This window comes from Bacillus salitolerans, from assembly GCF_042680805.1.
In the GTDB taxonomy this organism is placed as follows: domain Bacteria; phylum Bacillota; class Bacilli; order Bacillales; family SA4; genus Bacillus_CJ; species Bacillus_CJ salitolerans.
Map to the genome: position 1 here is coordinate 250,030 of NZ_JBHUEM010000001.1, position 19,070 is coordinate 269,099.

The window sequence follows — 19,070 nt, forward strand, 5'->3', positions numbered from 1 at the left end:
TAAAGTACTAAGTGCTTATTAGGGTTGTAAGAGGACAATCCATATGAAAAACTATACTACCGCCGGCGTCTAAAGACATGCCTAAAAAATCTAGTAAATAGGTCTATTTTCATTTTCCCCCTCATAGATTAGAGCAAAGAGAAGATTAGGGAGGGAAACAAACATGATGACCATTATTCGTACGGCACAAACAGAAGATTTAGTCGAAATGAAAAATTTTTTAGGACAAGCTGAAGTAAGTACTAGCGGGATTGAACATCAATTAGATCATTTTATTTTAATGGAAGATATAGAAGGTGGACTTTTGGGAACACTAGGTATTCAAAGACTTGAACATGATGGATTGCTTCGTTCACTTGTTATTTCACCTAAAGTTGAAAAAACAAAAATATTAGATATGTTCCAGCAAATATTAAGTTTGGCGAAAAAAAAGGAATTGAAATGTCTTTATCTTGCTACTAATAAAATAGTGTCTGTTGAATTTTTTACACTACTTGGATTCAAGAGACTAGAGCTAAATGAGGTTCCCCCTCATATTTTTCAATCGGAACATGTAGAAGAGTCATTACAGATGGGAGAAACGGTGATTATGCGATTTATCATTTAACATGCTCACAGGTTATCAACAAAAGCGTCAAAGTTATCCACAATATTGGGGATAACTTTTTTTTATAAGTTTCTGGTGTTTTGTTTACACAAAGTTTCTGCTAAATCCAGCTCCAGCACCTATACAAGATGAAATGACGACGATCTTGCCATTTCATCCTACTCGGGGGAAAAAGAAAAATCAAATAACCTGGCATGAATAAAAGGAAAACCACCCTTTTTTTCATGCCAGAACATTTACTCTTCCTGAGGCTAAACGTGCGCCTCCGAGTCTTTTGTTCATCTTAAGATAATAACCAATAGTTTATGTCCAAAAGCGTATCTATTTTAAAGCATATCGATTTCTAACGAATAAAAGTGATCTACAATAACCTATATAGAATTATTATGTCTTTCCTTTCATTTTCTTCGTCTACACTTTATGATTTAATTAGGAAAGAGATAGGTGGAAATAAGGAAGTGACAGCATGGAAACAAAAATATGGTTTGTGGACAAACAAATGAACTTATCCACAAGTTATGAACAGGTTCAACAGGCAGCAATACTTTTACAACAAAATGAAGTAGTCGCATTTCCGACAGAAACGGTATATGGGTTAGGTGGAAATGCTACTTCTAATATCGCTGTGGAAAGAATATATGAGGCGAAGGGCAGACCGAGTGATAATCCACTCATTGTCCATATTGCAGACAAATCGCAGCTTCATTTATTAGTAGAAGATATTCCAGCATACGCAGAAAAATTAATGGATGCCTTCTGGCCAGGTCCATTAACGCTTGTTCTACCAGTCATACAAGGGACGGTTTCGACTAAAGTGACGGCTGGGTTATCCACTATTGCTGTACGTATCCCTGAACATCCAGTTGCCCTTGCCATCATAAAGGAAACTAGTTTACCGATTGCAGCGCCAAGTGCGAACCTTTCTGGAAAACCAAGTCCTACAAAGGCAGATCATGTATGGAAGGACTTAAACGGAAAAATCGCAGGTATAGTTGATGGTGGTGAGACCGGTGTAGGATTAGAATCAACCGTGGTGGATTGTTCGGAAGGAATACCTGTCATATTAAGACCGGGAGGAATCACAAAAGAGCAGCTAGAAGAGGTAGTAGGGATAGTCAAAATAGATCCTGCTCTAACAAAGCGGGAAGAGGTACCTAAATCTCCTGGGATGAAATATACACATTATGCACCTAAAGCTCCGCTTTGGCTCGTTGATGGGTCAAATGAATATCTGCAAAGCCTCGTAAATAAGCAACAGCAAAAAGGTAAGAGAGTCGGAGTCTTAACAACAGATGAATCATTCGAACAGTATAAAGCAAATGTTGTTTTATCATGTGGAACACGATCTGACTTATCCACAATTGCGAATAAATTGTATTCAATTTTGCGAGAATTTGATGACAGTGATGTGGATATTATTTTTAGTGAGATATTTCCGCTTGAAGGGGTTGGAGAAGCTGTTATGAATCGTTTAGAGAAGGCAGCAGGTTATCAGAGAGTTAAAGAGTAAATTTTCTTCTATTTTTCCTTGGACTTGCATATCTTGAATTAGCAAGTCCGAGGAGGGTAGAAATGGATATTACAGCGGTGTTTGGAGAAATTGTAACATTATTTATTATGGCATTTGCATTAGGGATGGATGCCTTTTCTGTAGGGCTTGGTATGGGTTTAATCAAGCTGCGATTAAGGCAAATTTTTTACATAGGGATTACCATTGGAATTTTCCATGTTTGGATGCCTCTATCTGGAATCGTAATTGGACGATTTCTATCCGATCAATTCGGTACGATTGCTTCTATCATTGGTGGGGTTCTGCTCTTACTGCTAGGTATACAAATGTTTGTATCCTCTTTTAGAAAAGAAGAAGAGCCAATGATTACACCAGTAGGTTTTGGATTATTTATTTTTGCACTAAGTGTAAGTCTAGATAGCTTTTCGGTAGGATTAAGCCTTGGCATTTATCGGGTTCATACTGTGTTTGCAATCTTAATGTTTGGATTCGTTAGTATGATTTTAACTTGGATAGGACTCTTATTAGGAAGGCGTGTAAAAGATTGGATTGGTGCATATAGTGAAGCTCTCGGTGGTAGTATTCTATTCGCGTTTGGAATTAAGCTATTATTACCGATTTAGTTTAAATAGATCAACCTAGAGGAGAAACTAGAATTGTCTAGTTTCTTTTTAATTATTTTTTGATTGTATAGGTATGTTCCAGAAAACCGTCATGCGAGTATCCGGCATTGAAAAAAAAAATCTTCGTAAAATGCCCTATTTATGTATATTTAACTGTTTTATAATAAGAGAGTGTATAAATTCAAAGCAAACGCTTCATGATGAAAATACGACTAGAAAGGAGCGCTATGCATGACCAAGATTTTATATGTTTGTACAGGTAATACTTGTAGAAGTCCAATGGCAGAAGCGCTTACGAGGCACAAAGATCCGCATGTTGAGGTTCAATCGGCCGGTGTTTTTGCGTCTGCTGGTAGCCCTGCTTCTACCAATACGGAGTTGGTTTTAAAAGAAAAAAACATAGAAATAAACCATTCTTCGAAACAATTATCGAAAGAGCTAATCGACTGGGCTGATTATATTTTTACCATGACAACATCTCATAAGCAGTTGGTAGGAGAGCGGTTTCCGGAAGCTCTGGACAAAACCTTTACACTAAAAGAATACAGTGAATTACCTCTACACGACGTTGCAGATCCTTTTGGTGGTCCTTTAGAATGGTATAAGCAAACTTTCGAGGAACTGGATGAAGCACTAGATATTGCATTAAAAAAAATAGATAGACAAAGGTAAGCTAAGATCCTTTAGGAGGAATCAAGGATGGCACATAAAAAACCAAAATATAAATTTGGACTTCAAAAAAAGCTAGTTGTATTTACGGCGATATTGGCGCTTGTAACGTATTCAACTAGTGCTTTTTTCATTCAATTTGTGTATGGTTTTGTCGATAATCATGTTGCTGTGACAGAAGAGGTATTTACTTTTATAACATTTGGTATGGGGATCTTTTGGTCTGCTGTACTTGCCTACTTTGCAGCAAGCTTTATTACAAAGCCGTTAAAAGCATTAGAACATTCTGCAAGAAAGGCAGCAGAAGGTCAAATTAATGAAGACGTACCTCTTTCGAATTCTGATGATGAAATTCGGTCACTGGCAGTAGCCTTTAACCAAATGTTAGGGAATTTACGTGAAATGGTTAAAAGCATTGATACAAACTTTAAACGTACAAATGGGAAAGTAATCGAAATTTCTGCAGCTTCAGCATCGGCTTCTGAACAATCTGAAGCGATTGCAAGAACGATTGACGAAATATCAAAGGGAGCAGAAACGTCAGCCGTTGCGATTCAAGATACAGCCCAATCGATTGAAGAGGTAAGTAGAATCGCAGAAAGGATACAGGTTAGAGCCAATACATCTAAACAGCTATCAAATGAAATGGTTCACACGTTAGATGAAAGCAAAAAAGTGATAAATTCCTTAATTTCTGGTATTCAAAAACTAGCTGATAGTAACCAAGTGTCCTTAACAGCTGTCAATCGCTTAGAGGAAAATGCGAAAAAGGTAGAAAATATTATATCCCTAGTTGGAGATATTGCGGGACAAACAAATTTATTAGCGTTAAATGCATCAATCGAAGCGGCTCGTGCTGGTGAACATGGAAAAGGCTTTGCAGTTGTTGCCGAGGAGGTTCGTTCTTTAGCGGATGAAAGCTCGAAGGCAGTACAAGGCATTACAGGACTCATTCACAATATCCAAGCTGAGGTTAAGAATGTGGTCGTGCAAATTAAGGAACAAGTAAAAGTGGCAAATCTTGAAGCGGAAAAAGGAACAATGACGAATAAAGCGATTGCTGAAATGGCAAACTCAGTACATCAAGTAGCTGATGCGGTTGACCAAATAACAGAACTTGTGAGACAGCAAATGGAAAATGTAAAAGTAACGTCTACTCAGTCACAAGATGTTGCAGCCATTGCAGAGGAAACATCGGCAAGTGCATTAGAGGTAGCTAGCTCGACGCAAGATCAAACAGCAATAATTGAACAAGTTGAACGGATTGCAAAGGATTTAGCTGTTCAAGCAAACGAATTGAAAAAAACAATTGAACGTTTTACGATTTAACTACTAGCTTACAGGACGGGAGGTGTGATGGAATGAAAGTAGCAATTGCTTCTGATCATGGTGGTGTAAAAATCCGCGAGGAAATTAAACAATTAATGGACGAATTAAACATCTCTTATGTTGATCTTGGATGTGAATGTAATGAATCGGTTGACTATCCAGATTATGCATTTCCAGTAGCAGAAAAGGTAGCGAGCGGAGAAGTAGATAAAGGGATATTAATTTGTGGAACGGGTATTGGAATGAGTATTGCCGCGAATAAGGTAAAGGGAATTCGTTGTGCATTAGTTCATGATACATTTAGTGCAAAGGCAACACGTGAGCATAATGACAGTAATATTCTAGCAATGGGAGAACGAGTAATTGGACCTGGTCTGGCTCGTGATATTGCGAAGATTTGGTTGACAACCGATTATGAGGGAGGTCGCCACAAGCGCCGAGTTGATAAAATATCATCTTATGAAGCTGTCACAACGGACCAATCTGAATAGCAGAAAGGGTGTTGTTCATGCCACAAGTCGAAATATGGAGAGGTCAACTGCAACACATATTACATGATTTTGATGAACAAACCTCTCTTGAGCAAGGTAAAATTATCGTTATTGGTTGTAGCACAAGTGAAGTCATGGGGGAGCGAATTGGCACTGCCGGTACTGAAGAGGTAGCAGAGCTTATTTTTCAGGAGCTTTCCACGCTGGCACATAAATTAGGAGTTCATTTAGCCTTTCAGTGCTGTGAACATTTAAATAGAGCTCTAGTGGTTGAAAGAGAGACTGCAAATGCCTATTCTTTAGAGGAAGTCACTGTGGTTCCGGTCCGTACTGCAGGAGGTGCGATGGCAACCTACGCCTATCAACACTTTAACGACCCTGTTGTTGTCGAATTCATTAAAGCAGATGCTGGTATTGATATTGGTGATACATTTATTGGTATGCACTTAAAGCATGTAGCCGTACCTCTTCGTACACAGGGAAAATCACTTGGTCACGCTCATGTTACGATGGCCAAAACAAGACCGAAGCTTATTGGTGGTGTACGGGCTGTCTATACCAATGACAAAAGTAATTTATCTTGTTAACAAAGCACAGAGACAGATCCTTTGAAAAATTCACCTATGATTTTTTTAATCGTGATAATAAATGATAAAAGGTAACTCACTTCACTAGTGGGTTACCTTTTTTTAGTTAGTTTGTAAATGAATTGTTAATATTCCTAGAAAAAACCTTCCATCTATTAACAAATTTAATATAACTTTAAGAGTTTTTTACAGTAGCTTAACCTCAGTAACTTGTTGACAAGTTACGATCATATAGGAAGCAGATGAAGGGAGAGAGAGGATGACAAAACTTCGGGAGGAACCTCTTCAGCATTTAGAGATCGCTGAATACTTAATTCATAATATTCGTTCTAGCGTTTATGAAGTGAATCAAAAGATTCCATCCGAAAATGAGCTTTGCCGCCAGTTCAATGTAAACAGGCACGTTGTAAGACAGGCAATTGCTAGATTGACCAATCTTGGATGGGTGACTCCGTTACAAGGAAAAGGCTGCTACGTGAACCATATTCCGAAACCAATTCTTTATGTACTGTCGTCTCATACACGCTTTTCTGAAAATATGGAAAGCCAAGGAGTCCAACATAAAAGTAAGTTGCTTAATTGGACGAAAGGACTACCAACATCGCTTGAAAAAGAGCAATTAACATTGGAGGAGAATGAAGAGGTTTATCGCCTTGAGATTCTTCGGTTTATTGATGAAAAACCAATTTCTATTACAACAACTGTATTCCCGGAATCAGAGGTTCCGAATTTAGACATGCATTTCAGTGATTTTCAATCTTTATATGGCATTTTGTTAGAACATTATCAATTAAGGCCCATCCGTTCTAGTTCGACATTCCAAGCTAGTCTTCCGATGATGAAGGATGCAGAACTTCTTGAAATACCAGAAAGCATTCCAGTTGTACAAATTGAAAGCATTATGAATCACCCAAGCGGTTATCCTATTGAGTTTAGTGTTGCTCGTGTTAGAGGTGATATGCACAAATGCTTAGTAGAGTTTTAGAAAGTTAGAATTCAGTTATAAGAAATGTCATCAACATTGGGTTCCACCAATGATGATTATAAACATTTATTTTTTAAAAACGAGAGGAGAACCATCACTAATGAAAAGAGTACTATTACTAATGTTAGCTTTATCTTTTGCTTTAGTTTTTGCAGCATGTTCAGCTTCAACTGAATCAACAAGCACGGAAACAGAAACAGCTAGTGAGAACACGTCTAGTGAAAAGCCTGCTGAGGACAAAAAGGATGAAAAAGATACAATCATCATTGCTTGGTACCCAAATGAATCAGGAGCAGATTTAAAAGATTCACGTGATGCATTAGGAAAGATTATAGAAGAAGCAACAGGTAAAAAGGTTGAACATAAAACGACAACAGATTACATTATTGCGATTGAGTCTATTGCAAACGGTAATGCTGACTTAGCATTCATGGGAGCTCAAGGATATATCGAAGCTCATAATAAAAATGATAAAGTACTTCCTCTAGTTGTATCTTCAGGTGCATCTGGGACATTAGATGACGCTGTTTACTACAGCTGGTTAAATGTAAAAAAAGGTAATGAAGATGCATACAAGGATGGAGATACATTCTCAATTGATAACATCGTTGACAAAAAGTTCTCTTTCGTTTCAAACAGTTCAACGTCAGGGTTTAAAGTCCCTTCATCTGGAATCGTAGCACACTTTAGTAAGCAAGATAGCTATAAAGATTTAACGGCGGATGATTTATTAGAAGGTGGAGCATTCTTTAGTGAAGTATTATACGGAGGTTCTCACCAAGGATCAGCAGTAAATTTACTAACAGGTAAAGCTGACGTTGCAGCTTTTTGTGATGTATGTGTAAAGAACTATATTGAATTGGCAGAAGGTGAATGGAACCGCCCAGGTGCAGTTTATCAAGTATTAGCTGATGCAGCAGAGCCGTTTAACACTGTACCAGGTGAGCAATTTGTTTCAATCTCTGTAACACCAGTATTAAATGCACCTTTTGTTGTAAATACAGAAACAGTAAGTGAAGAGGATATTGCTGCTATTAAAAAAGCGTACACTTCTGACAAAGTAGCAAATGACCCAACTATTTTCGTACCAAAGGATTCAGAGACAAAAGGTTTATTCTCTAAATCAGAAAATGAGCGATTCTTAGAGGTTGATGATGCTTGGTTCAACCCTGTAAGAGAACTTTCTGGTAACTAATGTTTAAATCTAAGTGCTATCCATTTTGTGGGCGTTTCATGTTCACGAATGGATAGCTACTATTTAACTACTAAAAAAGGAGTTAATCATGACAACGTTATTACAGTTAAACAATGTATCAAAGCAGTATGGTAAAGATACGTTAGCGTTATCAGATGTTAGCTTCTCTGTTAAAGAGGGAGAGTTTGTTTCCGTCATTGGCCCGTCAGGAGCAGGGAAATCAACTCTCCTTCGTTGTATCAATCGTATGATTGACTCAACTAGCGGAGAAATCATGTTCAATGATGTGAAGGTTATGGACTTAAAAAAGAGCGAGCTTCGAAAGTTGCGCACTAAAATAGGGATGATTTTCCAACACTATAACCTAGTTAATCGTTTAAGCGTCATTGAAAATGTGCTTCACGGAAGACTGGGCTATAAGTCAATGATTACAGGTGCGCTTGGAATTTATACGGAAGAAGAAAAACGACAAGCGCTGCATATTTTATCTCTATTAGGGTTAGAGGATCAAGTATATAAACGCTGTGATCAGCTTAGTGGTGGGCAAAAACAACGTGTAGGTATTGCAAGAGCATTAATTCAAAATCCAAAAATGCTGTTATGTGATGAGCCAATTGCTTCCTTAGATCCGAATGCTTCTAAGGTTATTATGGATCATTTGAAAAACATCTCATCCTCAATGGGTATCACCGTGTTGATTAACTTACACCAGGTAGACGTGGCACTCAAGTATTCAGACCGTATTATCGGGGTAAGTAAGGGGGAAGTTGTGTTCAACGGTTCTCCAAAGGAAATGACTAACAAAGAAATTCAAGGAATCTATGGATCGGAAGCTAGTGATCTGATGATTGATATAGGTGAAAAAAATGCAGGATAAATTTTTTGCCAAAAAACGATTAAACTCAATACTTATAACTAGTTTGCTTCTACTTATCACCTACGGAGCGATTACCGTAACAGAATATGACGTTGTTAAAGGGTTTGCCTCCATCCCTGAAGCAATCGAATGGGGATTTAATAATTTTTATCCCGATGAAAAGTCTCTTGAGAAGCTACCGAAAATATGGGAAAAGCTTCAGGAAACACTTCTCATCTCATTTGCCGCCTCAACAGTGGCAGGGATGTTTGCACTTGTATTTGCCATTTTAGGATCAAACACGACGAGAGTAAATAGCTTTATTGGGACATTAGCCCGAGGGATTGCTACTTTATTCCGTAATATTGATGTGGCAGCTTGGGCTATGATCCTTCTTTTTTCCTTTGGTCAAAGCTCCTTAACGGGATATTTCGCCCTGTTTTTTGTATCATTCGGATTTTTGACACGTGCATTCATGGAAACGATTGATGAAGTAAGTAATAGTTCAGTTGAAGCTTTAACGGCAACAGGAGCTAGTTACTTATCGATTATCATCCACTCTGTGATTCCAGCAAGTATTCCTCAAATGATTAGCTGGCTATTGTTTACGATTGAAACGAGTATTCGAAGTGCGACACTTGTTGGAATTTTAACGGGGACTGGTATCGGCTTCTCATTCAATCTATATTACAAGAGCTTGAATTATAATGCCGCAAGTTTAGTTGTCCTAATGATTGTGATTTCTATTTTTACGATCGAATACATCTCAAACTATATTAGAAGGGTGATTTTGTAGTGGGATTTCAGAACAAACCAGTGATGACTGGTCCAAATGGTGGGGTACAACCATCTTCATCTAAGCGAATAAAAATAAAGCCACTTAATAAAGAAACACTCGTGATAAGAGGAACATTGATATGCCTCTTTCTTTTAACGATCTATGGCTTTTTAACCTTCGATTATAAGGATATTAGTTTTATCGGTGGAGTCGTTGCAACACTTGATAACTTTGGCGTGATGTTCTTAGAACCTCATTTCGCTCATTTCACCTTTTGGGAAGCTGCTTATCAAGTATTAATCACCCTAGGTTTAGCGGTCTTAACGACCATATTTGGAGCCTTTATCGCCTTACTACTTGGACTACTTTCAGCCCAAAACCTTTCTAGTAAAGCAATGTCAAATACAATTAAGGGTATCATTGCTTTTATTCGAGCGGTGCCCACCGTATTATGGGTGTTAATCTTTGCGGTTGCCGCCGGACTCGGTAGTGTTGCTGCCGTTATTGGAATGACCTTTCACTCGGTTGGTTATTTAACAAAGGCATACTCAGAGTCATTCGAAGAGTTAGATAAAGGTGTCATTGAAGCTTTAAAGGCGAGTGGTGCAAGTTGGTGGCAAATTATTTGTCAAGCAGTCATACCATCCTCGATTACCTATATCATTTCTTGGACATTTATGCGATTCGAGATTAATTTTGGTGTAGCAGTTGCGATGGGAGCAGCAGCGGGTGCTGGTGGGATTGGATTTGATATGTTCATGGCAAGTGGCTTCTATTTTGACTTGCGTGAAATAGGAACTATCACATACTTTATTTTAGCAGTTGCCATCCTATTAGAATTTATCGCGATGAGAATTAAATCAAGATTAAAAACAAATGTATAAATAGTAATTGTCGAACATTGAGTTCGGCATTTTTTTTTTGCGAAGATTTCACCTTTATTGAAAAGTAAGCTTCCCTATTTTTAATCCTAAATCAAATGTAAATATATCTTTTACATATCTGTAACCTTTGTAACTTGTCAATAAGATAGATTGAAAATGTCAAAGTGATTACAAAGAAATGTTCACTTTTTAAGAGAGAGGAGATCCATCTAATCTATGAAAAAATCACGATTAACAAAGATATTAGTGGAAGGAAATCCAGAATTACTAAAGCAATTATCATTGCAAGTTGAAGAGCTAGTTGAAGTGAGATTGGAACGAAAACCAAAGACCGGATTGATAATGTTGAAGGTAAGAGACTCTGTTTCGAAAGAGCCCTTTTATATGGGGGAGGTACTTGTTTCAGAATGTACCGTTTCTATTGAAGGAACATACGGCATGGGGACAATTATGGGGGAAGAGTTCGAGCGTTCTTATCAAATCGCCGTTATTGATGCTGCGTTTAATGTGAACTTACCTATTACAAAGACTTGGCTTAAGAAGCTTGAAGAAGAGGAAACAGCTATTCACCATAGACATCAGCAGGAACATGCAATGGTTGCTAATTCGCGGGTGAATTTTGACACAATGGAGGATTACAATGACAAAAGCTAATTACGACACATTTGATTTTGTTCATGGTACTCAGCAAATATTTCGTAAGCTTGTAGATTGTATGGCTAGACCAGGAAAAGTGAACTCACTAAAAGAGGATATCTGGCCAATTGAAGGAGATCGTGGTTTATCAAAAGCTCTAATTGGGCTTGCATATACGCTACTTGATCGTGAAGTATCTTTTTATATAGTTTGTGAGGAAAAAGAAAGAGTAGAACAGTTTTTAAAGTGGAGTACGTTTAGTACAACCGGGACATTACAAACAGCAGATTATATATTCATACAACATTCTCTATCGGGAGGAGAATTTCTCAATCTCGTCAATCAGGTTAAATGTGGAACCCTAACCGACCCGCATAATAGTGCAACACTTATCTTCCATGTCGAAGAAATTTCAGTTGAAGGTCCTATTGGACTAAACCTTATTATGTCTGGCCCAGGAATAAAAGAAACCACCAGCTGTTATGTAAAGGGTTTGCCTACCAATCTAGTTGAAGTTAGAAAAGAGGTTAATAAGGAGTTTCCAATTGGAGTTGATATCATTGTTGTCTCATCTAGTGGTGAGATGGTTGGAATCCCGAGAACAACGATGATAGAAAGTGAGGGTTATGTATGGGATATGTAGCTGTAACCGGTGGCCAGAAGGCAATTGAGCAAGCGGCAAAGCTTGTTCAATCATACCGACTATCGAATGTAAAAAACGTAGTAGAAACGAGCGAAGTTAGAAATCAATTTCGATTATTAATAGACCGTGTAATGGGGGAAGGGGGACTATATGCTCCTGAATATGCAGCACTTGCCTTAAAACAATCGGAAGGAGATCCAGCAGAGGCTGCTTTTTTACTAAGAGCGTACCGCTCAACATTACAAAGAACCCAGTATTCCTTAACTGTTGACCCAAGTAAGATGCGTGTGATACGGAGGATTTCTTCTTCATTCAAGGATATACCAGGAGGACAACTACTTGGACCAACGTATGACTACACACACCGTCTCTTAAATTTTGATTTGCGACAAGAGGAAGTAGAAACAGTTCATCAATTTTTACAAGAGTTTGATCTTGAAATAGAAGAAGATGAGGTGTCTTATCAAAAGGTAGCCGAGCTATTAAGACAGCAGGGATTACTAGGAAATGTTCCGTTAAACGAGACTGAGCCTTTTGATGTGACAAGAGAAAAGCTTATGTTCCCAGCCCCCCGCTCTGCACGTCTTCAAATTTTAACTAGAGGGGAAACGGGGGCAATGACAGCACTTGCATATAGCAGTATGAGGGGATATGGCGTCGTACATCCAACGATCGGAGAGCTAAGAGTAGGTTACACAGATGTTCATATTCCTTATCCATTTAGTGATGATGAAGAGGATTCTGTTTATATTGGGGAAATCATGGTGACGGAAGTAGAAACGATTAATTCCTTTACACAAAATAACCGTGGAGAAATAGAGTTTATGCTTGGTTACGGATTAACATTTGGTCAAAACGAGGTAAAGGCAATTGCAATGGCCATTTTGGAAAGAAGCTTAGAAACATCCGGTCAGACACCAACACAGGATGAAGAGTTTGTCTTATTACATATCGATAGTGTTGAAGCGCATGGATTTGTATCCCATTTAAAGCTTCCGCATTATATAACATTCCAGTCAATGTTAGATCGGATTCGCCAGGTTCAAGAAGGGGCTAAACCGAGTAACAAACAAGGACAGCAGGATCGTGAAGTGTCCTTTAGTCATTCTTAAAAAAGAGAGGTAGGGGTAAATCATGAGCGGTCAACGTGAGCAAGTATACAATTTTGCCTTTTTAGATGAAGGCTCCAAAAAAGAGATTCGCCGTTCCACGTTAAAAGCAATTGCGATTCCAGGATATCAAGTCCCTTTCGCTTCTCGAGAAATGCCGATTGGCAGAGGCTGGGGAACAGGTGGATTGCAGTTAACATTAGCATTAATAGGTGAGCGGGATAGGTTGAAGGTGATTGATCAAGGTCATGATGATAGCGTCAACGCAGTTAGTATTAAGCATCTTGTAGAGAACTGTACTGGCATCCATACAACAAATGATTCAGAAGAAGCAACGATTATTCAAACTCGCCATCGGGTCCCTGAAATTCCTCTTCGCGAGGATCAGATTCTAGTCCTGCAAGTACCTCTTCCAGAACCGTTACGTAGAGTGGAAGCAAAGGAAAAAGAAACAAAGCGATTACATGCAGAAATGGATTACAGCAGCATGTGGCTACGATTATATGAAGATATTGTAAGATATGGGGAAATTACGATTGGAGCTGATTATCCTAGCATGGTCCATGACCGCTATATTTTCAATCCGAGCCCCATTCCACGTTTTGATTTACCAAAGCTTCATCAAGCGGAAGGACTCTATTTATTTGGTGCGGGCCGTGAAAAGAAAATTTATGCAATTCCGCCTTATACAAATGTAAGACCACTGCAATTTGAGGATTATCCATTTGAAGTGGAAAGCTTTGAAGGATTGGCATGTCACTTATGTGGAAGTACCCACGTTTTCCTTGATGAAATATATGATGGGAAATCTGGAGAAAAGAAACATCAATGCTCTGATACTGGCTATTGTTCACAAAAACAGCAAGAAAAGGGGGTAGTACAATGAATGATTCACCTCTTTTAACGGTTAAAGAATTAAATAAGCGATATGGAAGTGGTTGTGAAAACTGTCAATCTCCACACGATTTAACAGGCCAAGATAATCGTTGCCCTTCTTGCGGTAGTGTATGGGCTTGTATTGATGTGAACCTTGATCTTTATAAAGGTGAAATTTTAGGAATTGTAGGAGAAAGTGGTTCCGGCAAAAGTTCTCTCGTTAAAAGTCTCTATTTTGATGATGAGGTGACATCTGGATCAGCCGCTATATCTTCCTATAAAGAGGGGGAAGAAAATATTTTTAAAGTATCCTCTCAGCAAAAGCGATATATTCGCAATTATTTAATGGGAATGGTGTATCAAAACCCGTGGCTGGGCCTTAAGATGTCCTTTTCAAGTGGTGGAAACATTGCTGAAAAATTAATTGCTTCGGGCTCATTTCATGTAGGAGATATCAGGAAAAGAGCTGCAGAGCTATTAGAACATGTAGAGATTCCATTAGCTAGAATGGATGAGCTTCCGAAAAATTTTAGTGGTGGCATGCAGCAACGAGTACAAATTTCAAAAGCTCTTGCAAACAATCCTTCAATTCTTTTACTAGATGAAGTGACAACAGGATTGGATTTATCTGTCCAAGCAAAGGTGTTAGATTTAATTCGAAAAATTCAACGAGAATTTAACGTTGGAATGATCGTTGTCTCTCATGATTTGGGGGTAATTCGAATGCTAGCTGACAGAACGATTGTGATGAGACATGGCCGAATTGTTGAGCAGGGTCTGACAGATCAAATTTTAGAGGATCCGCAGCATCCTTATACACAACAATTAGTTCATTCGCTTTTACATGTATAAAAACTCTGAGGTGATGAAGATGAGCAATAGAAAAAGAATCGTCAATGCAAAGATTGTAACGCCTAGTAAAGTAATCTTAGATGGCTGTTTAGAAATAGAAGATGGGGTAATTGTTAGCATTGAAGAAGAACCATTAGCTTCAGAGTGTTCTGATGACATTGATGCAAATGGAAGTTGGGTTATTCCTGGTTTAGTAGACTCGCATAGTGATGCGATTGAGATAGAAATGGAGCCAAGACCTAGCAGCATTTTTCCATTAGAGGTTTCTTTTTATGAGCTTGAAAAGAAGCTAGTTGGAGAAGGAATTACAACGATCTATCACTCTCTTTCATTACTAGAAGAATATGCAAAAAAGTGGATGAGGCAGAACCAAACGGTGATTGGACTCATAAAGGAGATAGTCGAGCTATCGAAAAAACAGCACTTGATCCGTCATAAGACGCATCTTCGATATGAAATTACGAATATAGATGCTGTAAAGGATGTTCAGGACTTAATCAAAACGAAAATGATTGACCAGTTATCTTTTATGGATCACACTCCAGGTCAAGGTCAATTCCGTGATATTGAAATCCATAAAAAGCTTCTAATGGAGCATCGTCATTATACAGAGGAACAGGCAGAAAACATCATTCAAGAAAGCTTAGGGCAGGAAAAGTTAGCTTCAACTGTCATTGAACAGTTAGCCCAATTGGCCGCTGAGTACGGGATTCCGATTGCTTCCCATGATGATGACACGGTTGAAAAATTATCTGTGGTAAAAAGCTGGAATGCAACGATTAGCGAGTTTCCAATTGAATTAGAAGTAGCAAAGCGAGCGAAAGAGATGGGTTTATATGTCGTAATGGGAGCACCAAATGCACTTCTTGGAAAATCCCACAGTAAAAATTTATCAGCCATTGAAGCCATTCAGAACGGAGTGGTCGACATTCTCTGCTCTGATTATTATCCTTCATCACTTTTGCATGCTGCATTTAAGCTGTACCATCAACATAACATACCAATCTATAAAGCAATCAATATGGTGTCTATCAACCCAGCAAGAGCTTTAGGTATTGACAGTGAAGTAGGATCGATTGAGATAGGAAAGAAGGCAGATCTATTAATCGTTTCAGAGGATAGAACACGTCCTGTTCTAGAAACCGTCTTTGTTAATGGTATGATTGTCTGTCAAATGAGGTATCAACTACCATCCTTAGCGTTGAATTTAAGCTGAAAGGAATGAAACCAGTGAAACGGTTAAGTGAATCCCCAACGATACATCCGAGTTCAGTAGTTCATAGTAGTGAGCTAGGGGTATGGACCGAAATTGGACCAAATACAACCATTCAGGAATCTAGTTTTGGAGATTATAGCTATACCGCTGGAGATGCTCAAATTATTTATGCCGAAGTAGGGAAGTTTTGTTCGATTGCCTCACATGTCCGTATCAACCCTGGTAATCATCCGATGTGGCGAGTAACACAACACCATGCAACCTATCGCCGTGAACAGTATGACCTTGGTCAAGATGATACAGAGTTTTTCGAGTGGCGAAAAGAACATAAGGTAACGGTTGGGCATGATGTGTGGATTGGCCACGGTGCTATTATTATGCCTGGAGTCACAATTGGTACAGGTGCAGTGATTGGGGCAGGAGCTGTTGTAACAAAGGATATCCCTCCGTATATGATTGCAGTAGGAATCCCTGCCAAGCCAATACGTGAACGTTTTCCTAGACACATGGTAGAAAAGCTTTTAAACATACAATGGTGGAATTGGGATCGAGGGATGTTAGAAGAACGCTTTGACACATTAAATGACCTTGAGAAATTTATTGAACTGTATAGTGAAGAGTCTGAATGTAAAGGAGGTTCATAATGAAAGAACTATTGAGAGTCGAGGAATTAGAAAAATCATTTACCATGCACCACCTACAAGATAAGCATATTATCGGATGCAGTGGTATAAGTTTTTCCCTTAATGCAGGAACCTTCCTTGGGATAACAGGAAAAAGTGGAGCCGGTAAATCAACGGTATTGAAAAGTTTATATCGAACATATAAACCAACTTCAGGACGTATCGTTTACAACTCAGAAAAGTATGGTCCGATTGATTTAGTGAAGGCAACAGAACGAGAAATGATTACGATTCGTAAGCAAGAAATTGGATACGTTTCACAGTTTTTAAATGTCATGCCACGAGTGACAGCATTAGAAGTGGTCATGGAAGCGATTATGGAGATGGGCATTGAACTTGAAACGGCCCGTGAAAAAGCGAAGGTGATTCTTGAACATTTTAAGCTGCCAGAATCATTATGGGATACCTTTCCTAGAACGTTTAGTGGAGGGGAAAAGTTGAGACTAAACTTAGCACAGGCAATGGTAAAAAGTCCAAAGCTTCTCTTATTAGATGAGCCCACTGCATCTTTAGATAATTCTTCAAAGGAATCGGTAAAAGAAATGATTATTGAATTAAAAAACTCCGGTACGAGTATGATTGGGATTTTCCATGACTTAGATTTTATGGAGACAGTAATAGATGATCAATATCATCTAGCGAATGGGTTGTTTAAAAGGGTTGTAGGTGTTTAAGTAAAGGAGCAAATTTCTTATGATTTATCGAGAGCTTGTAAAAGAAGATTTACCTTTATATTTAGAGTTGCTTAAAGAATTAGATGCTGATCACACACTAACGATTGAGCAAGCAGAAAGTATGCTGTTAACCATTCAAACCTATCCATTTTATAAAGTATATTTTGCACTGAAAAACGACGTCGTAGTTGGTACGTTTTCATTAATCATCTGTGATAACTTCGGGCATGGTGGTCAGAAGTTTGCGATACTCGAAAACGTAGTCGTTCATCCTACACATGTAAGAACGGGGATTGGTAGGGAAATGATGCAGGAAGCTGTTCATTTATCTGCCGAGAAGGGAAGCTATAAACTGATGTTGTCTAGTAATGAGATAAGAGAAGAAGCCCATGCTTTTTATGATTCACTTGGATTTAAAAGACATGGAGTAAGTTTTGTGACGGAGGTAGGTGCATCTTGATCGATTTACATTGCCATACGAAAATATCGGATAACTCTATGACAACGGAAGAAGTGCTTAAAATAGCAGCTGCTAGAGGTGTAACACACTTAGCGATTACAGACCATGATACAACGATAGGACTCCGAGAGGCTGAACGACTAGGAAGAGTATATGGGGTGGAAGTCATTCCCGGTATCGAAATATCAGCGTACGATCATAGACGAAAATCTCGTGCTCATATATTAGGTTTTTTTGTGACTCAGGGGCATGAGGCTATCGATAAATTGTGTGGGAGCCTAAGGGAAGAACGACATCAAACCTCCTTTCAAATGGTGCAGCAGATTATGGCAGCCGGCTACAACATTACATGGGAGGAGGTAATAGAATATGCTTCTGGTGGAACAGGCGTATATAAGCAACACATAATGCATGCTCTTCTAGATAAAGGCTATACCGATCGAATTTATGGAGAACTCTATAAAACTTTATTTTACAGAGGCAGTGAAACGAGAGCTCCTGGCATTGCATTTGTTCCCATAACTTATGTAGATGTTAAGAATGCCATTCTAGCAATTAAGGATGCTGGAGGAATACCGGTATTAGCACATCCAGGTCAATTTAATAGTTTTGATGCTGTTGAAGAGTGGGTAGAAGCAGGGCTAGAAGGGATTGAGGTCGAGCATCCCCTCCATTCACATGAAGATAAAACAAAAGCGCTTGAATTAGCAGACCGGCTGAATCTTGTTAAGACGGGCGGATCTGATTTTCATGGGTTTTACAGTGATGCAGACACCTCGATTGGAGATTATGTTACCAAAGTAGAATGGTATGAGGAATTGAAGAAAAGGAAAACTAGACTAGAAGTTTGATAAATAATAAGGAAAGGCTAATTCGTAGAATTAGCCTTTTGATATCTATCATTGGAAAGAGCATAGGCGCGTTGGAATTAACTATACAGAATACACAAATCCAAACGAGGTTTTCTGATACTTCATTTTTTCTTCATAAAAACGGTGAGCATCTACTCGTTGAAGGCCTGACGATAAGGCAACGAACTGACAGCCTCTCTCTTTTGCGACCGTATGAATGTATTGTAACAATTCCTCTCCATACCCTTTGGAACGCTCCGAATCACTAGTTACTAAATCATAAACATAAATATGCTTTAAATTATATAGATTTACTAGCTCAATTATCCCTGTAACTGCAACAACCTTTCCCTCTGCATAGAGTGCAAACATACGATAACCCTGGAGAATCATACTAGACAATAGCTTCAAATACTCTTCCTCTGAAAGATGTGTCCGAAGCTCATTCATCACTGGAAATGCCTCCAACCATTCTTCCTCATTAACCATTTCCTTCACTTTAGTACTCATTGCTCTTCCTCCTTCATACTAAACCGTTTATACTCATACTATAAAT

23 protein-coding genes are annotated in these 19,070 nt (G+C 38.6%); 22 read left to right on the forward strand and 1 reads right to left on the reverse strand.

Annotation, left to right across the window (positions count from 1 at the left end):
- Nucleotides 1-163 precede the first annotated feature (163 nt).
- The 22 genes from ACFSCX_RS01170 (at nucleotide 164) to ACFSCX_RS01275 (ending at nucleotide 18,514) form a co-directional block, all read left to right on the forward strand.
- Nucleotides 164-607 (forward strand): GNAT family N-acetyltransferase, encoded by a 444-nt coding sequence (locus ACFSCX_RS01170; protein ID WP_377926254.1) that lies wholly within the window; start codon nucleotides 164-166, stop codon nucleotides 605-607.
- Nucleotides 608-1,073: 466 nt separating this feature from the next.
- Nucleotides 1,074-2,117, forward strand: a complete 1,044-nt coding sequence (locus ACFSCX_RS01175) for an L-threonylcarbamoyladenylate synthase (protein WP_377926255.1) — start codon at nucleotides 1,074-1,076, stop codon at nucleotides 2,115-2,117.
- 62 nt (nucleotides 2,118-2,179) lie between these two features.
- Complete coding sequence (locus ACFSCX_RS01180) at nucleotides 2,180-2,740, forward strand: manganese efflux pump MntP (protein WP_377926256.1); 561 nt, start codon at nucleotides 2,180-2,182, stop codon at nucleotides 2,738-2,740.
- 231 nt (nucleotides 2,741-2,971) lie between these two features.
- Entirely contained in the window at nucleotides 2,972-3,412 is a 441-nt protein-coding gene (locus ACFSCX_RS01185; RefSeq protein WP_377926257.1) for a low molecular weight protein arginine phosphatase, read from the forward strand.
- 27 nt (nucleotides 3,413-3,439) lie between these two features.
- The gene (locus ACFSCX_RS01190) at nucleotides 3,440-4,738 is read left to right on the forward strand and encodes a methyl-accepting chemotaxis protein (protein ID WP_377926258.1); all 1,299 of its coding nucleotides are present in this window, start codon (nucleotides 3,440-3,442) and stop codon (nucleotides 4,736-4,738) included.
- 32 nt (nucleotides 4,739-4,770) lie between these two features.
- A complete protein-coding gene (gene rpiB, locus ACFSCX_RS01195; RefSeq protein ID WP_377926259.1) occupies nucleotides 4,771-5,229 on the forward strand; it encodes a ribose 5-phosphate isomerase B in 459 nt (152 codons plus the stop codon).
- Nucleotides 5,230-5,246: 17 nt separating this feature from the next.
- Nucleotides 5,247-5,816, forward strand: coding sequence for a TIGR01440 family protein (locus ACFSCX_RS01200; RefSeq protein ID WP_377926260.1), 570 nt, complete (start codon nucleotides 5,247-5,249; stop codon nucleotides 5,814-5,816).
- 259 nt (nucleotides 5,817-6,075) lie between these two features.
- Nucleotides 6,076-6,801, forward strand: coding sequence for a GntR family transcriptional regulator (locus tag ACFSCX_RS01205; RefSeq protein WP_377926261.1), 726 nt, complete (start codon nucleotides 6,076-6,078; stop codon nucleotides 6,799-6,801).
- Nucleotides 6,802-6,901: 100 nt separating this feature from the next.
- The gene (locus tag ACFSCX_RS01210; RefSeq protein ID WP_377926263.1) at nucleotides 6,902-7,996 is read left to right on the forward strand and encodes a PhnD/SsuA/transferrin family substrate-binding protein; all 1,095 of its coding nucleotides are present in this window, start codon (nucleotides 6,902-6,904) and stop codon (nucleotides 7,994-7,996) included.
- A gap of 88 nt (nucleotides 7,997-8,084) precedes the next feature.
- Nucleotides 8,085-8,873, forward strand: a complete 789-nt coding sequence (phnC, locus tag ACFSCX_RS01215) for a phosphonate ABC transporter ATP-binding protein (RefSeq protein WP_377926264.1) — start codon at nucleotides 8,085-8,087, stop codon at nucleotides 8,871-8,873.
- A complete protein-coding gene (locus ACFSCX_RS01220; protein WP_377926265.1) occupies nucleotides 8,863-9,648 on the forward strand; it encodes a PhnE/PtxC family ABC transporter permease in 786 nt (261 codons plus the stop codon). The genes phnC and ACFSCX_RS01220 overlap by 11 nt, the downstream gene beginning before the upstream one ends.
- Before the next feature lie 23 nt (nucleotides 9,649-9,671).
- Complete coding sequence (locus ACFSCX_RS01225; protein ID WP_377926322.1) at nucleotides 9,672-10,514, forward strand: PhnE/PtxC family ABC transporter permease; 843 nt, start codon at nucleotides 9,672-9,674, stop codon at nucleotides 10,512-10,514.
- A gap of 216 nt (nucleotides 10,515-10,730) precedes the next feature.
- A complete protein-coding gene (gene phnG, locus ACFSCX_RS01230) occupies nucleotides 10,731-11,168 on the forward strand; it encodes a phosphonate C-P lyase system protein PhnG (RefSeq protein WP_377926266.1) in 438 nt (145 codons plus the stop codon).
- A complete protein-coding gene (gene phnH / locus ACFSCX_RS01235) occupies nucleotides 11,155-11,793 on the forward strand; it encodes a phosphonate C-P lyase system protein PhnH (protein ID WP_377926267.1) in 639 nt (212 codons plus the stop codon). The genes phnG and phnH overlap by 14 nt, the downstream gene beginning before the upstream one ends.
- A complete protein-coding gene (locus tag ACFSCX_RS01240; protein WP_377926268.1) occupies nucleotides 11,781-12,905 on the forward strand; it encodes a carbon-phosphorus lyase complex subunit PhnI in 1,125 nt (374 codons plus the stop codon). The genes phnH and ACFSCX_RS01240 overlap by 13 nt, the downstream gene beginning before the upstream one ends.
- Nucleotides 12,906-12,927: 22 nt before the next feature.
- On the forward strand, nucleotides 12,928-13,788 hold the full coding sequence (locus ACFSCX_RS01245) for an alpha-D-ribose 1-methylphosphonate 5-phosphate C-P-lyase PhnJ (RefSeq protein WP_377926269.1): 861 nt from the start codon (nucleotides 12,928-12,930) through the stop codon (nucleotides 13,786-13,788).
- The gene (locus ACFSCX_RS01250; RefSeq protein WP_377926270.1) at nucleotides 13,785-14,630 is read left to right on the forward strand and encodes an ATP-binding cassette domain-containing protein; all 846 of its coding nucleotides are present in this window, start codon (nucleotides 13,785-13,787) and stop codon (nucleotides 14,628-14,630) included. Before ACFSCX_RS01245 ends, ACFSCX_RS01250 begins: the two co-directional genes overlap by 4 nt.
- 19 nt (nucleotides 14,631-14,649) lie before the next feature.
- Nucleotides 14,650-15,846 (forward strand): phosphonate metabolism protein PhnM, encoded by a 1,197-nt coding sequence (gene phnM / locus ACFSCX_RS01255; protein ID WP_377926272.1) that lies wholly within the window; start codon nucleotides 14,650-14,652, stop codon nucleotides 15,844-15,846.
- 5 nt (nucleotides 15,847-15,851) lie between these two features.
- Nucleotides 15,852-16,490 (forward strand): DapH/DapD/GlmU-related protein, encoded by a 639-nt coding sequence (locus tag ACFSCX_RS01260; protein ID WP_377926273.1) that lies wholly within the window; start codon nucleotides 15,852-15,854, stop codon nucleotides 16,488-16,490.
- The gene (phnL, locus tag ACFSCX_RS01265) at nucleotides 16,490-17,203 is read left to right on the forward strand and encodes a phosphonate C-P lyase system protein PhnL (protein ID WP_377926274.1); all 714 of its coding nucleotides are present in this window, start codon (nucleotides 16,490-16,492) and stop codon (nucleotides 17,201-17,203) included. The genes ACFSCX_RS01260 and phnL overlap by 1 nt, the downstream gene beginning before the upstream one ends.
- 19 nt (nucleotides 17,204-17,222) lie before the next feature.
- Nucleotides 17,223-17,663: a GNAT family N-acetyltransferase gene (locus tag ACFSCX_RS01270; protein ID WP_377926275.1), complete on the forward strand. Its 441-nt coding sequence runs from the start codon at nucleotides 17,223-17,225 to the stop codon at nucleotides 17,661-17,663.
- Nucleotides 17,660-18,514, forward strand: coding sequence for a PHP domain-containing protein (locus tag ACFSCX_RS01275; protein ID WP_377926276.1), 855 nt, complete (start codon nucleotides 17,660-17,662; stop codon nucleotides 18,512-18,514). Before ACFSCX_RS01270 ends, ACFSCX_RS01275 begins: the two co-directional genes overlap by 4 nt.
- An 81-nt stretch (nucleotides 18,515-18,595) precedes the next feature.
- Here the strand turns inward: ACFSCX_RS01275 and ACFSCX_RS01280 are convergent, their stop codons facing one another.
- Entirely contained in the window at nucleotides 18,596-19,024 is a 429-nt protein-coding gene (locus ACFSCX_RS01280; protein ID WP_377926277.1) for a GNAT family N-acetyltransferase, read from the reverse strand.
- Between the last annotated feature and the right edge of the window lie 46 nt (nucleotides 19,025-19,070).

Coding starts and splice junctions, on each gene's coding strand:
- ACFSCX_RS01170 (WP_377926254.1), top strand. CDS start 164: ATGATGACCATTATTCGTACGGCACAAACAGAAGATTTAGTCGAAATG.
- ACFSCX_RS01175 (WP_377926255.1), top strand. CDS start 1,074: ATGGAAACAAAAATATGGTTTGTGGACAAACAAATGAACTTATCCACA.
- ACFSCX_RS01220 (WP_377926265.1), top strand. CDS start 8,863: ATGCAGGATAAATTTTTTGCCAAAAAACGATTAAACTCAATACTTATA.
- phnG (WP_377926266.1), top strand. CDS start 10,731: ATGAAAAAATCACGATTAACAAAGATATTAGTGGAAGGAAATCCAGAA.
- ACFSCX_RS01270 (WP_377926275.1), top strand. CDS start 17,223: ATGATTTATCGAGAGCTTGTAAAAGAAGATTTACCTTTATATTTAGAG.
- phnL (WP_377926274.1), top strand. CDS start 16,490: ATGAAAGAACTATTGAGAGTCGAGGAATTAGAAAAATCATTTACCATG.
- ACFSCX_RS01240 (WP_377926268.1), top strand. CDS start 11,781: ATGGGATATGTAGCTGTAACCGGTGGCCAGAAGGCAATTGAGCAAGCG.
- ACFSCX_RS01180 (WP_377926256.1), top strand. CDS start 2,180: ATGGATATTACAGCGGTGTTTGGAGAAATTGTAACATTATTTATTATG.
- ACFSCX_RS01210 (WP_377926263.1), top strand. CDS start 6,902: ATGAAAAGAGTACTATTACTAATGTTAGCTTTATCTTTTGCTTTAGTT.
- ACFSCX_RS01250 (WP_377926270.1), top strand. CDS start 13,785: ATGAATGATTCACCTCTTTTAACGGTTAAAGAATTAAATAAGCGATAT.
- rpiB (WP_377926259.1), top strand. CDS start 4,771: ATGAAAGTAGCAATTGCTTCTGATCATGGTGGTGTAAAAATCCGCGAG.
- phnH (WP_377926267.1), top strand. CDS start 11,155: ATGACAAAAGCTAATTACGACACATTTGATTTTGTTCATGGTACTCAG.
- ACFSCX_RS01260 (WP_377926273.1), top strand. CDS start 15,852: ATGAAACCAGTGAAACGGTTAAGTGAATCCCCAACGATACATCCGAGT.
- ACFSCX_RS01225 (WP_377926322.1), top strand. CDS start 9,672: ATGACTGGTCCAAATGGTGGGGTACAACCATCTTCATCTAAGCGAATA.
- ACFSCX_RS01280 (WP_377926277.1), bottom strand. CDS start 19,024: ATGAGTACTAAAGTGAAGGAAATGGTTAATGAGGAAGAATGGTTGGAG.
- ACFSCX_RS01205 (WP_377926261.1), top strand. CDS start 6,076: ATGACAAAACTTCGGGAGGAACCTCTTCAGCATTTAGAGATCGCTGAA.
- phnM (WP_377926272.1), top strand. CDS start 14,650: ATGAGCAATAGAAAAAGAATCGTCAATGCAAAGATTGTAACGCCTAGT.
- phnC (WP_377926264.1), top strand. CDS start 8,085: ATGACAACGTTATTACAGTTAAACAATGTATCAAAGCAGTATGGTAAA.
- ACFSCX_RS01200 (WP_377926260.1), top strand. CDS start 5,247: ATGCCACAAGTCGAAATATGGAGAGGTCAACTGCAACACATATTACAT.
- ACFSCX_RS01185 (WP_377926257.1), top strand. CDS start 2,972: ATGACCAAGATTTTATATGTTTGTACAGGTAATACTTGTAGAAGTCCA.
- ACFSCX_RS01245 (WP_377926269.1), top strand. CDS start 12,928: ATGAGCGGTCAACGTGAGCAAGTATACAATTTTGCCTTTTTAGATGAA.
- ACFSCX_RS01190 (WP_377926258.1), top strand. CDS start 3,440: ATGGCACATAAAAAACCAAAATATAAATTTGGACTTCAAAAAAAGCTA.